The following is a 12,766-nucleotide window of genomic DNA, read 5'->3' on the forward strand; positions in this document are numbered from 1 at the left end:
TCGTACGCACGATCGGGCAGACCGATCGTGCGTACGACCGTCACCGCCTTCAGGCGCACCTGGCCGTTCGCGTCGACGGTCGCGACCGTCGGCCCCTCGGCACGGAACAGCAACGTATTGGCCGGTATCTGCAGGCGGCCGACCGGCGTCATCGGCAGCGTCGCCTGCACGTACGCGCCGGGCAGCAGCCGGCCGTCCGGGTTCGGCAGCGTGATCTCGATCTGCAGCGAACGCGTCGCGACATCGATCGCCTGGGACGTGCGCGTGACCGTGCCGTCGAAGGTCTTGCCGGGCAGTTCGGCCTGCGCGACGCCCACGTGCTGGCCGACCTTCACCTGCTGCGCGTAGGCCTGCGGCACCTGCACGTACAGGCGCAGCCGGTCGGCCTGCACGACCGTGAACAGCGAGCGGCCCGCGTTGCCGGAATTGACGAGGTCGCCGACGTCGACGTTGCGCTGCGTGACGACACCGTCGATCGGCGCGACGATGCGCTGGAAGCCCTTCAGTTCGGTGAGCCGGCGCATGTTCGCATCGGCCGCCGCGAGGTTCGCGGTGCCCTGATTGAACGCGCCCTGGCGGTCGTCGAGTTCCTGCTGCGACACCGCATCGCGCTGGCGCAGCTGCTGCGCGCGGTCGAACGACGTCTTCGCGAGCGCGAGCGCGGCCTGCGCCTGCTGGCGCTGCGCGGTGGCCTGCGCGAGCTCCTGGTTCAGCTCGGGCGTGTCGAGCTCGGCAAGCAGCTGGCCCTGCTTCACGTGCGCGCCGATGTCGGCCTGCCAGCGCAGCACGTAGCCGCTCGCACGCGCATAGATTGGCGCCTCGACGAAGCCGCGCAGCGTGCCGGGCAGCGTCAGCTTGCCGCCGCTGGCCGCATCGACCGGATGCACGATGCTCACGTACTGGCGCGTGTTCTGCTCGGCCACCGCGTCGAGCCGGCCGCGGTTCAACACGTTGACGACGATCGTGCGCGCGGCGCCCGCGGCCAGCAGCACGCCGATCACGATCAGCACGACCCGCGCGCGCCGCGACACCGACGTGCGCGTCGGCAGGTGCATGCCGTGTTCGTCCACCTGGATGCCGACGGAGCTGTGATGTTTCTCTTCCATGAATTCAACCAATCCAACCGGGTATAGGGTGGGCGAAAGTCAGTGTCCGGCCTGGCGCGCGCGCCGGCGGGCCAGCCGCGCATGCACGCCGCCGAACACGAGCGGCACGAACAGCAGCGTCGAAACGGTGGCGAACAGCAGCCCGCCGATCACCGCGCGGCCGAGCGGCGCGTTCTGCTCGGCGCCTTCGCCGAGACCGAGTGCCATCGGCACCATCCCGATGATCATCGCGAGCGCCGTCATCAGCACCGGGCGGATCCGCGTCGCGCCGGCCTCCAGCGCGGCCGTGAGCGGCGGCGCACCGGCCGAGAGACGCTGGCGCGCGAACGACACGACCAGGATGCTGTTCGCGGTCGCGACGCCCACCGTCATGATCGCGCCGGTGAGTGCGGGCACGCTCAGGTGCGTGCCGGTGATGAACAGCATCCACGCGATGCCGGCAAGCGCGGCCGGCATCGCGCTGATGATGATCAGCGGGTCGAGCCACGACTGGAAATTCACGACGATCAGCAGGTAGACGAGCACGATCGCCATCGCGACGCCGGCGCCGAGGCCGAGATACGACGTGCGCATCGTCTCGACCTGGCCGCGCACCGACAGCTCGGTGCCGCGCGGCAGCGTCGCGCCCGCGTCGGACACGATCCGGTCGATCTCGCCCGCGACCGAGCCGAGATCGCGGCCCTCGACGCTCACGTACAGGTCGATCGCCGGACGGATGTTGTAGTGCGTGACCACGGCCGGACTCGCGACAGGATGGACTCGCACGAGGTTGCCGAGCAATTGCGGCGGCAGGCCGGTGCGGCCGCTCGCGGAAATCGGCGTGCCGAGCAGGTCGTCGATCGACGAGATGTTGTATTGCGGGGTCTGGATCTGCAGCGGGTACTGGACGCCCGTGCGCGGATTGATCCAGAACGACGGCGTCGTCTGGGAACTGCCGGACAGCGAGATCAGCATGTTCTGCGCGACGTTCTGCGCGGAGAGGCTGAGCTGCTGCATGCGCGTACGGTCCATGTCGGCCACCAGGGTCGGTTCGTCGTTGCGCTGCAGCACGTGCACGTCGACGGCGCCGGGGATTCGCCTGATCTTCTTCATCAGGCTGCTCGCGATAGTCATGTTACTCGCGAGATCGTTGCCGAGCACCTGCACGTCGATCGCGGCCGGCTGACCGAAGTTCAGGATCTGCGTGATGATGTCCGACGGCTGGAAGAAGAATTCGACGCCGGGGAAGCGCCGCGGCAGCAGCGTGCGCAGCGTCTGCACGTAGTGCGCGGTCGCGCGATGGCCGGGTTTGAGCGCGATCAGCAGTTCGCCGTCGAGCGATCCGATCGTGCCGCTGTTGCTGTACGACAGGTTGATGCCGCTCACCGGCAGCCCGAGATTGTCAACGATCGCACCCAGCTCGTCGGGCGGCACGGCTTCGCGGATCACGCGCTCGACCTGGTCGGTGAGGCGGGCGGTTTCCTCGATCCGGTAGCCGGTGGGCGCGCGCAAGTGCAGCCGGATGTTGCCGGAATCGGCGTTCGGGAAGAAGTCGCGGCCGAGCACGAACACGAGGCCGGTCGACAGCACGCAGAAACCGAGGAAGCACATCGCGTAGAAGCGGCGGCGCACCAGCAGCATGCTGAGCAGCACGATGTACCACGCGCGCAGCCGCTCGAACGCACCGTTGAACGCGTGATGGATGCGCGCGAAGCGCGACGTCGAATGATCGGGGCCGGTGCCGGCCTGCTGCGGGCGGAACAGCAGCATCGCGAGCGTCGGCACGAGCGTGCGCGACAGTACGTAGGACGCGAGCATCGCGAACACCACCGCCTCGGCGAGCGGTACGAACAGGAAGCGCGCGACGCCCGTCAGGAAGAACATCGGCACGAACACGATGCAGATGCACAGCGTCGACACGAACGCGGGCACCGCGATCTCGCCCGCGCCTTCGAGAATCGCTTCGTGCAAGCTAGTACCGAGATGCAGGTGCCGCTCGATGTTCTCGATCGTGACGGTCGCGTCGTCGACCAGGATCCCCACCGCGAGCGCGAGCCCGCCGAGCGTCATGATGTTGATGGTCTCGCCGAGCGCCGACAGCGCGATCAGCGACGTGAAGATCGACAGCGGGATCGAGATCGCGATGATCAGCGTGCTGCGCCAGTTGCCGAGGAACAGCAGGATCATCATCGCGGTCAGCACGGCGGCGATCAGCGCCTCGTGAATCACGCCCTGCACCGCGGCGTTGACGAACACCGACTGGTCGAACAGCGGCGTGATCGTGAGCCCTTCGGGCAGCGTCGGGATCACCTTCGGCAGCAGTGCCTTCAGATCCGACACGACCTTCAGCGTCGACGCATCGCCGGTCTTCAGGATCGACATCAGCACGCCGCGCTGGCCGTTCTGGCGCACGACGTTGGTCTGCGGCGCGAAGCCGTCGCGCACCGATGCGACTTCGCGCAGGTAGGTCGTCGCGCCGTTGACGGTCTGGATCGGCAGGTCGTTGATGTCGGCGATCGTGTCCGCCGACGCGTTCGTGTCGATCCGGTATTCGCTCTGGCCCATCTTCGCGGTGCCGGTCGGCAGCACGAGATTCTGCGTGTTGACCGCGTTGACGATGTCGGCCGGCGTGAGGCCCTTCGCGAGCAGCGCCTGCGCATCGAGGTCGATCGCGACCACGCGCGTGCGGCCGCCATACGGGAACGGAATCTGCGCGCCGCGCACCGTGATCAGTTGCGGGCGCAGGAAGTTGAGCGCGATGTCGGCGAGCGACTGTTCGCTGAGCGTCTTGCTCGACAGCCCGAGCTGGATCACCGGGATGCTCGACGCGGAATACGTGATCACGAGCGGCGGCGTCGCGCCCTGCGGCATCTGGCGGACGATCGCCTGCGCGGACGAGACCGTCTGCGCGATGGCCGTCTGCACGTTCGCGCCGGGTTGCAGGAACACCTTCACGACCGCGATGCCGGGCAGCGACGTCGACTCGATGTGCTCGATGTTGTTGACGGTCGTCGTCAGGATCCGCTCATGCACGGCCGTGATGCGATTGGTCATCTCCGACGCCGAGAAGCCGTTGTAATTCCAGATCACGCTGATGACGGGGATGTTGACCGCCGGCAGCACGTCGACAGGCGTGCGCATCAGCGCAAGCGGGGTGGCCAGCACGATCATGACGGCCATCACGATGAACGTGTAGGGGCGCCTGAGCGCGAGATTGACGATCCACATGGAGGCGGTGGGACAGGCGGTGATCAGGCGTCGGTGGAGGGAATCCGAATGATAGGCGTCGGGGCTGAACGGGTTACTGACGCGAAACTGGCGAAGGTGTCAGGTTGCGGCGCGGCGCTGACGAGCCGATTCATCGGAGGAAATGCGCGCGGACGCAGGTGCCCGCAAACGGCTGCCGAACCGGATGCGCATGCCGCAGCGGCGACGATTCCGTTCATCGGGCTCGCTCAGATCTGTTCCATCCCGACCCGCGCGAGCGCGGCCAGATCGACGACCTCGATCTGGTTGTACGCGAGCCGCAGCACGCCGCGCTTCTCGAGTTGCTGCAGCGCCTGGTTGATCCGCTGCCGCGACACGCCGACGAGCATCCCCAGTTCCTCCTGCGAGATCGCGAGCGACGGGCCGGTGTCCGGGTACAGGTCGCGGTTGAACAGCTGCGCGAGCGCCTGTGCGACGCGCGCGTCGACGTCGAGCAGGCGGCTATTCTGGATCGATGCGATGAATTCGCCCATCCGGTTGTTGAGCTGATGGATCACGAAGCGTGTGAACGGCAGGCTCGTGTCGAGCAGCGCATGGAACGTGTCGACCGGCACGAACAGCACGGTCGAGCGCTGGACCGCGACGACTTCGTACTTGCGCAGCTCGCGCTTGATCACGCTGCCTTCGCCGAACCAGCCGCCCGACGGCACGCCGGAAAACGTGCAGCCACGGCCCGACGCGTTGAAGATCGCGAGCTTCAGCAACCCGCGATGCACGCCGATCCAGTACTCGGACGGCGCGAGCCGCTGCGCGATCACGTCGCCGGCCTCGCGCTGCTCGGCGCGCGACTGCGCGAGCACGAGCGCCTGGTGTTCCGGCGCCAGCGCGCGGAACCACGCGCACTGGCCGAACAGCGCGGACAGCGCGGGAAGCGCGGGCAATGGGCCAGGTTCGAGCGGCGTGTCGGCCGGCGGGTTGGCCGACGGGGTGGCCGAGGTAGCGGTCGCGTCGGGCGGCGCAACGAGAGGGTCGTGCATGGATGCGGGTTTGCGAGGATAGGGATAACGCGCAGCGCTCGAGGCGCACTCTGTCGTTTCGATGACAGACGGCTCACAATAGCGCCCGTTAGGCTGTCGGCAATTGAACCACATCAAAACGAATCGGGGTGCATGCACTCCGGCTGGATACGAGATCGAAGCGTGCGCCGCGGCGTCGACGCATGCGCCGATCGACGGAAAACGGGAGACAGGATCATGACGCAGATGTTCGAGGCCGGACTCGGCCGCCGCGACGCCAACTACGTGCCGCTCACGCCGATCGATTTTCTGGTCCGCGCGGCCGAAGTCTACGGCGAGCGCCTCGCGATCGTGCACGGCGACGTGCGGCGCACGTGGGGCGAGACCCATACGCGGGCGAAGCAGCTCGCAAGCGCGCTCGCGCAGGCCGGCGTCGCGCGCGGCGACACGGTCGCGGCGGTGCTGCCGAACATCCCGGCGATGGTGGAGGTGCACTTCGGCGTGCCGATGGCCGGCGCCGTGCTCAACACGATCAACACGCGGCTCGACATCTCGTCGGTGCTGTTCATGCTGCGTCACGGCGAAGCGAAGGTGCTGATCGTCGACACCGAATACGCGGATCTCGCGCACCGGGCGGCGCGCGAAGTGCCGGGCCTGAAGATCGTCAGCGTCGCCGACGCGATGCCGGCCGACCCCGCGCGCTTCGCGGGCGCGACCGACTACGAAGCGTTCGTCGCGGGCGGCGACCCCGACTACGCGTGGACGCCGCCCGCCGACGAATGGGATGCAATCGCGCTGAACTACACGTCCGGCACGACGGGCGATCCGAAGGGCGTCGTCTATCACCATCGCGGCGCGTATCTCGCGGCGATCAGCAACATCCTCGAATGGGACATGCCGAAGCACGCGGTGTATCTGTGGACGCTGCCGATGTTCCACTGCAACGGCTGGTGCTTTCCGTGGGCCGTCGCGGCGCGTGCGGGCGTGAACGTCTGCCTGCGCAAGTTCGACGCGAAGACGGTGTTCGACCTGATCCGCAGCGAACGCATCACGCATTACTGCGGTGCGCCGATCGTGCAGAGCGCGATCGCGAACGCGCCGGCCGAGTTCCGCGCGGGCATCGATCACACGGTGCACGCGATGGTCGCCGGCGCGGCGCCCGCGCCGGCCGTGATCGCGAAGATGAAGGAGATCGGCTTCGACCTGCTGCACGTGTACGGGCTGACCGAGGTCTACGGCCCGGCGACCGTGTGCGCGAAGCAGGCGCACTGGGACGCACTGCCCGACGACGAACGCGCGCGCCTCAATGCGCGGCAGGGCGTGCGCTATCACCTGGAAGCGGGTGCGACGGTGCTCGACCCGGACACGATGGCGCCGGTGCCGGCCGACGGCGAGACGCTCGGCGAGATCATGTTCCGCGGCAACATCTGCATGAAGGGCTACCTGAAGAATCCGAAGGCCACCGACGAGGCGTTCCACGGCGGCTGGTTCCATACGGGCGATCTGGGCGTGCTGACGCCGGACGGCTATATCCGCATCAAGGATCGCCGCAAGGACATCATCATTTCCGGCGGCGAGAACATCTCGAGCATCGAGGTCGAGGATGCGCTGTACCGGCATCCGGCCGTCGCGGTCGCGGCGGTGGTTGCGATGCCCGACCCGAAGTGGGGCGAGGTGCCGTGCGCGTTCGTCGAGCTGCGCGACGGCGCGAGCGCGACCGAGGAGGAGATCATCGCGCACTGCAAGCAGCTGCTCGCGGGGTTCAAGGTGCCGAAGGCCGTGCGCTTCGGCGAGCTGCCGAAGACGTCGACCGGCAAGATCCAGAAATTCCAGCTGCGCAACGCAGTCGGATCGGACAAGGCGATCGACCTGGCGGGCGACAAGAAGTAGTCGGGGCACCGGCGGCGGCCGATCGTCCATCGCCCGTTGTCCATCAAGCGTCGCGTTCGAGCCGGAACACGCTGACCGCGTCCGACAGTTGCGCGGCCTGGTCGCGCAGCGCGACGGCCGCGCGTTCGGCATCCGCAATCAGCGTCGCGTTCTGCTGGGTCGCCTCGCCGATCTGCGTGACGGCCAGGTTCACCTGCTCGATGCCGGTCGATTGCTCGCGCGATGCGGCGCTGATCTCGCCGATCAGCGTACGGACCTGGTCGACCCGCGCGACGATGTCGCGCATCGTGCCGCGCGCGGCGTCCGCGATCCGGTAACCCTGTTCGACGGTCGTCGACGATTCGGTGCTCAGCGCATCGATCTCCTTGACCGCGGCCGCGCTGCGCTGCGCGAGCGCGCGCACCTCGGCCGCGACCACCGCGAAGCCCTTGCCGTGCTCGCCTGCGCGCGCGGCCTCGACGGCCGCGTTCAGCGCGAGGATGTTGGTCTGGAACGCGATGCCTTCGATCGCGCCGGTGATCTCGGCGATCCGGCGCGTCGCGCGGCCGATGTCGTCCATCGTCGCGACCACGCGCTGTACCGCGGCGTCGCCGTTCGTCGCGGCGGCCGATGCGTCCGCGACCAGCGCGTTGGCTTGCGCCGCATGCTCGGCGCTCTGCTGCACGGCGGCGGTGATCTGCTCCATGCTGGCGGCCGTCTGTTCGACGCTGCTCGCCTGCGTCGCGATCCGCGCGGCGATGTCGCCGCTGCCGGCCGCGATGCCGACCGTGCCGTGCGCGATGTCGGCCGAGCTGTTGCGCACCTGCGCGACGATTCGCGCGAGGCCGTCGCCGATCCCGTCGACCGCCTGCACGAGCCGGCCGATCTCGTCGTTGCCCGCGCTGCCGTGCGCGGCCGCGCCGTCGCGGATGCGCACGCTGAGGTCGCCCGCCGCATAGCGCTCGGAGGCCCGTGCGGCGGCTTCCAGCGGCCGGCTCACTACCCGGCGCACGACGATGACGAACAGCGTCGCGAACGCCGCGACGAGCACGGCGCCGATCATCAGGAAGCGGTTGCGGGTGGCGCGCATGGTGGCGAGCAACTCGTCGTCGAGCGCGATGCCGCCGACGAGCCATTGCCACTGCGGAATCGTCGTGAACGACACGAATTTCGCGGTGGGCCCGCCATCGTGCGCGGCCGGGTCGGTCGACGTGTACGCGAGCCGGCCCTCGCCGGCCGCGAGCATCTGTGCATAGGGGGCGCGCTTGTCGTCGGCGGGTTGGCCGGCCGCATCGGGGTGCACGACGAAGGTGCCGCGCGACGGCCCCTGCGACGCATCGAGCACGAAGTAGTAGCCGTTGTCGCCGATTTTCAGCGAGCGGATGCCGTCTTCGACGAGCTTGAGCTCGGTGCCGATGTCGAGACCGACGAACAGCGCGCCGATCACGCGGCCGGTTGCGTCGGTCACCGGCTTGTACTGCGTGATGTACGGCCGGCCGAACAGCTTCGCGAGGCCCGTGTAGCTGCGGCCGGCGACGAGCGGCGCATACGCGGGGCCGGCGCGGTCGAGCTTCGTGCCGACGGCGCGTGCGCCGTCCTGCTTCTTCAGCGATGTCGTGATGCGCACGAAGTCGTCGCCGTCGCGCGCGAAGATCGTCGCGATCGCGCCGCTTTTCTTCAGGAACTGGTCGGGAATCGCGTAATCGAGGTCGAGCGGCTGGCCGCCCGCGAAGAGGGTCGGCGCGGGAACGCCGCCGATGTCGACCGTGCGCGCCGGGTCGAGCGAGAAATCGGCCGGCAGGAAGCTCGCGAACAGCGACATCGAGCGGTTGGCCTCGGCGGTCAGCGCCTTGTCGAACAGGTCGACCATTGCGCGGATCGACTGCTCCTTGTCGACGATCCGCAGGTGCGCTTCTTCAGCAAGCTGCTGGCCGGCGAAATGGGCGAGCGTCCACGCGAACACGGTAAACAGCAGGGCGACGAGCGCGCACGCCAGCGCGGCCAGACGCGCGCCGACGCTCACCCGGCCCAATTGGGTCAATCTCATGAAGCATCCTGAGTGGGGAGTGAGAAGGGGCGGAACGCACGCGTCACCGCTAGTCGTCTGCTTAATACGGCAACTTTCGCGAAATCTTTAGCGCGGTGTCATCGATGGCGGCCCGGCCGGCGCGCAAAGGAGCGGCGAATGTCAGTGCGTCACGAGCCATGCGACGGCCAGATAGCGGCCGACTTTCGCGATCGTCACGATCGCGAGGAAGCCCGGCAGCGGCTCGCGCAGCACGCCGGCGATCATCGTCAGCGGATCGCCGATCACCGGCGCCCAGCTCAGCAGCAATGACCAGCGGCCGTAGCGCGCGTACCAGCGTTCGGCGCGCGCGAGCGCGGCCGGCTTGATGGGAAACCAGCGGCGGTCGCGGAAGTGCTCGATGCCGCGGCCGAGGGCCCAGTTGATCACCGAGCCCGCGACGTTGCCGACGCTCGCGACGAGCAGCAGCGCCCACACGGGCTCGCGCCCGGCGAGCAGCAGGCCGGCAAGCACGGCTTCGGACTGGAGCGGCAAGAGGGTCGCGGCGACCATCGACACGGCGAACAGGCCGCCGTAGGTGAGCAGTTCGGACATCGCGCGATTGTACCGGCCGTGGGTTGTGGATCGATCGGCCGGTACCGGGCGTCCGCTCAGTTCCAGCCGACCATGATCGCGCCCATTCCGACCAGCAGCCCGCCCGTCACGCGGTTCATCGCACGCATCCGTGCCGGCCGCCGCAGCGCCCGGCTCAGCCGGTGCGAGAACAGCGCCATCGACGCGACCCCGCCCGCGAACAGCAGCGCAAAGGTCGTCGCGAGCAGCAGGAATTGCGCGTTCAGGCTCCAGTCGGCGTTCGGGACGATGAACTGCGGAAAGAACGACGGGAAGAACAGCAGCGTCTTCGGGTTCAGGCCGGAGGTCGCGACGCCGCGCCAGAACAGTGCGCGGCCGGTGTCGGGTGCGGCGATGCCCGTTTCCGCCGATGCGGCGGGTGCGGCGGGTGCGGTTGCCGGCGCACGGCTGAGCCATTGCTTGCAGCCGAGCCACACGAGGTACGCGGCGCCGGCCCAGCGCAGCACGGTCAGCGCGCGCTCGTCGAGATGGACCAGCGAATTCAGGCACAGCGCGGTGAGCGCGAGTTGCAGCAGCACGGCGAGCGTGCCGCCCCACACGCACGGCAGCGCACGGCGCCAGCCGGCGCGCAGCGCCTGGTTCATCGTGAGGAGGTTGACGGGGCCGGGGGCGTAGATGAGGACGATGGATGCAGCGAGGAACGACAGATAAAGCCTGAACGACATGACGGGAAGGACGGGAACGGGGAGTCGGGCGCCGGCCCGGCCGCCGGATAGGCGCGCGGGTGGCGGGCAATCGCATGCCTGCGTGTCCGGCGCCGCAACTCGTGATTGCGGCCAGGCGTCCCGCTGCGAAGGGGTTGTCGCGGGGAGCGTGCCGGACAACAGGCATGGAGAAAATGTATCAAGCCGGCCGGTTAAAAGGCTTCCTGTTTTCCAGCAAAAGGGAGCCGAAACCGGAATCCTGTTCAGCTAGAATGCGGATTTCAAGTAGAAGATTCTTCTCGCCATGGCTACCCGCGAACGCACGCCGAAAACCCTCGACAACCAGGACCGCAAGATCCTCGGTGCACTGCAAAAAAATGCGCGACTGTCGAACGCCGAACTGGCCGAACAGATCGGCATGTCGACCACCGCGTGCTGGAACCGCACGCGGCAGCTCGAACTCGACGGCTACATCGACGGCTACGTCGCGCTGGTCAACCAGCGCATGCTCGGCTACGCGGATATCGTGATCCTCGAAGTCACGCTCGATCGCCACGAAGACGACGCGCTCGCGCGCTTCGGCGCCGAACTCGCGGCGCTGCCCGAAGTGCTCGAGGCCTACCTGGTGTCGGGCGAATACGACTACTGGATCAAGGTCGCGGTGGACGGGACGGCCGGCTACGAGCGCTTCCTGCGCGAGAAGCTGTACCGGATTTCGAGCATTCGCCACAGCCGCTCGATGTTCGCGCTGCGGTGCATGAAGGACGTGCCGTCGATTCAGGTGTGACGACGGCGAAGACGTGGCCGCGCGTCATCGTAAGGATGAGATCGCGGTTGCGTTGAGGAAGGGCGGTATTCGGGCTGTCGCGGCCAATGTGCGCGGCCCGGAGCCGGATGCAGGCGGGAAATTCGAGCAGGGCGGGAAAACGGATGAATCTTCCGTGCCGACACACTCGGCGCCGGCATCCGCATCACAGCGCCCGCATCGCGTGAGCGCATCACTCATATCGGGCCAATCGGCCCTTTCTACGATATCCGTCGGAACACCGATGCCGGACGCGGCGGCCTTTGGGCGCGCGTCCCGGCAAGCGGATCAGTCGGACATCATGCCGCCGGCCGGCGGCCAGTCGCTGCGTTTAGCGCGGCAGGCGTGCGTGCGCTTGAGCGATGACTTCGCAGTTCTCGAGGTGCAGTGCCCATGCTTCTGCAAGCAGTTCGCCAATACGTGCGAGCCAGCCAGCGGATTGGGTGGAACGGTCGGAGATGTTAGACGTTTGCATGACGAAGCCCCGTATAGGTGGCGAGTTAGGGATAACCCTAATCATAGAGGAGCGTCGCCGCTTTGTGAAATGCGATTTCGTTATATGAGAATTACTGACAATTTATGTTGCTGCTGCGCAACATGAGCCGCGTCCGTCATCGTCGTTACACAGTGGACAGACGTGGCGAGGCCGCGGCGAGCAAGGCCTCGCAATGAGGAACAGGAAGGGACGTCAGGGCGACGATGACTCGCCGATCCACCCGAATCGCCATGACAGGCGGCGCGTCGCGGCGAGCAGCGTATGTGCGAGCGCGCTGTCCGGCCCGCGCGGGAAGCCACGCGACGAGCCGATGATCGCGATCACGAGCCGGATGCTGCCGGTGTGATCGAACACGGGCGCGGCGATCGTCCCGATCCCTGGCACCGGCGCGTCGAACGCGAAATCGAGTTCGTCCGTGCGGATCGCCGCGAGCCGCGCGCGGAACGCATCGTCGACCTCCATCGCGCCGCCGGCGAGGCGCACCGGCTCGTCGGCCAGGAGGCCGGCCAGCACGTCGTCGGACATGCCGGCCGCGAAGATCCGCCCGATCGCCGTATTCACGAGCGACATCACCGTGCCGACCTGCAGGCTCACATGCTGCGGCCGCGCCGATTCCTCGAGGCGGATCACGGTCGGCCCGAGCGGCCCGAGAGTCGCCGCGGCGACGCTCATGTCGGTCGCGGCCGCCAGCGCGACGATCTCCGCTTCGGCGTCGCGCGTCGGCGACACGCGCTGCATCGCGATCAGGCCGAGCGCCTGGCCGAGCGGGCCGCCGCCGAAGCAGCCGGCATCGTCGCGGCTCAGCAGGCCGATCTTCTGCAGGCTCACCAGATGCGGAAACGCCTTCGCGGCCGGCATGCCGGCCGCGCCCGAACGGTCCGATCTTCCGCCCACCGCTATCCGGAGCTTGTCGATGAACCTGCAACGCTTTCCCCGTTATCCGCTCACGTTCGGCCCGACGCCGATCCAGCCGCTCAAGCGCCTG

8 protein-coding genes and 1 pseudogene are annotated in these 12,766 nt (G+C 68.0%); 2 read left to right on the forward strand and 7 right to left on the reverse strand.

Going from position 1 to position 12,766, the window contains the following annotated elements; all coding sequences use genetic code 11:
• The 3 genes from F3J14_RS29415 to F3J14_RS29425 all read right to left on the reverse strand — a co-directional run.
• A partial coding sequence (locus F3J14_RS29415) for an efflux RND transporter periplasmic adaptor subunit (protein WP_166725930.1) occupies positions 1 to 1,106 on the reverse strand: 1,106 nt, incomplete at its 3' end.
• Between the two features lie 39 nt (positions 1,107 to 1,145).
• Positions 1,146 to 4,313, reverse strand: a complete 3,168-nt coding sequence (locus F3J14_RS29420; protein ID WP_166725931.1) for an efflux RND transporter permease subunit — start codon at positions 4,311 to 4,313, stop codon at positions 1,146 to 1,148.
• Between the two features lie 227 nt (positions 4,314 to 4,540).
• Complete coding sequence (locus F3J14_RS29425) at positions 4,541 to 5,329, reverse strand: Crp/Fnr family transcriptional regulator (protein ID WP_166725932.1); 789 nt, start codon at positions 5,327 to 5,329, stop codon at positions 4,541 to 4,543.
• A 216-nt stretch (positions 5,330 to 5,545) separates the two neighbouring features.
• Between F3J14_RS29425 and F3J14_RS29430 the strand changes: the two genes are divergently transcribed.
• Positions 5,546 to 7,198: an acyl-CoA synthetase gene (locus tag F3J14_RS29430; protein ID WP_166725933.1), complete on the forward strand. Its 1,653-nt coding sequence runs from the start codon at positions 5,546 to 5,548 to the stop codon at positions 7,196 to 7,198.
• A 43-nt stretch (positions 7,199 to 7,241) separates the two neighbouring features.
• Here the strand turns inward: F3J14_RS29430 and F3J14_RS29435 are convergent, their stop codons facing one another.
• The 3 genes from F3J14_RS29435 to F3J14_RS29445 all read right to left on the reverse strand — a co-directional run bounded on the left by F3J14_RS29435 (position 7,242) and on the right by F3J14_RS29445 (position 10,501).
• Positions 7,242 to 9,224: a methyl-accepting chemotaxis protein gene (locus F3J14_RS29435; RefSeq protein WP_166725934.1), complete on the reverse strand. Its 1,983-nt coding sequence runs from the start codon at positions 9,222 to 9,224 to the stop codon at positions 7,242 to 7,244.
• A gap of 141 nt (positions 9,225 to 9,365) precedes the next feature.
• Positions 9,366 to 9,797, reverse strand: coding sequence for a YqaA family protein (locus tag F3J14_RS29440; RefSeq protein WP_006755377.1), 432 nt, complete (start codon positions 9,795 to 9,797; stop codon positions 9,366 to 9,368).
• Positions 9,798 to 9,853: 56 nt separating this feature from the next.
• Positions 9,854 to 10,501 carry a LysE family translocator gene (locus tag F3J14_RS29445; RefSeq protein ID WP_166725935.1) on the reverse strand — a complete coding sequence of 216 codons (648 nt, stop codon included), beginning with the start codon at positions 10,499 to 10,501 and terminating at the stop codon, positions 9,854 to 9,856.
• A 283-nt stretch (positions 10,502 to 10,784) separates the two neighbouring features.
• Here F3J14_RS29445 and F3J14_RS29450 point away from each other — a divergent pair, with 283 nt between their 5' ends.
• Positions 10,785 to 11,267: an Lrp/AsnC family transcriptional regulator gene (locus F3J14_RS29450; RefSeq protein ID WP_006755380.1), complete on the forward strand. Its 483-nt coding sequence runs from the start codon at positions 10,785 to 10,787 to the stop codon at positions 11,265 to 11,267.
• 706 nt (positions 11,268 to 11,973) lie between these two features.
• Here the strand turns inward: F3J14_RS29450 and F3J14_RS29455 are convergent.
• Positions 11,974 to 12,648: pseudogene (locus F3J14_RS29455) on the reverse strand (IclR family transcriptional regulator C-terminal domain-containing protein); the annotation flags it as partial.
• Positions 12,649 to 12,766 lie beyond the last annotated feature (118 nt).

Source organism: Burkholderia sp. Tr-862, assembly GCF_011753085.1.
Taxonomy (GTDB): Bacteria; Pseudomonadota; Gammaproteobacteria; order Burkholderiales; family Burkholderiaceae; genus Burkholderia; species Burkholderia ambifaria.

Coding starts and splice junctions, on each gene's coding strand:
- F3J14_RS29420 (WP_166725931.1), bottom strand. CDS start 4,313: ATGTGGATCGTCAATCTCGCGCTCAGGCGCCCCTACACGTTCATCGTG.
- F3J14_RS29425 (WP_166725932.1), bottom strand. CDS start 5,329: ATGCACGACCCTCTCGTTGCGCCGCCCGACGCGACCGCTACCTCGGCC.
- F3J14_RS29430 (WP_166725933.1), top strand. CDS start 5,546: ATGACGCAGATGTTCGAGGCCGGACTCGGCCGCCGCGACGCCAACTAC.
- F3J14_RS29435 (WP_166725934.1), bottom strand. CDS start 9,224: ATGAGATTGACCCAATTGGGCCGGGTGAGCGTCGGCGCGCGTCTGGCC.
- F3J14_RS29440 (WP_006755377.1), bottom strand. CDS start 9,797: ATGTCCGAACTGCTCACCTACGGCGGCCTGTTCGCCGTGTCGATGGTC.
- F3J14_RS29445 (WP_166725935.1), bottom strand. CDS start 10,501: ATGTCGTTCAGGCTTTATCTGTCGTTCCTCGCTGCATCCATCGTCCTC.
- F3J14_RS29450 (WP_006755380.1), top strand. CDS start 10,785: ATGGCTACCCGCGAACGCACGCCGAAAACCCTCGACAACCAGGACCGC.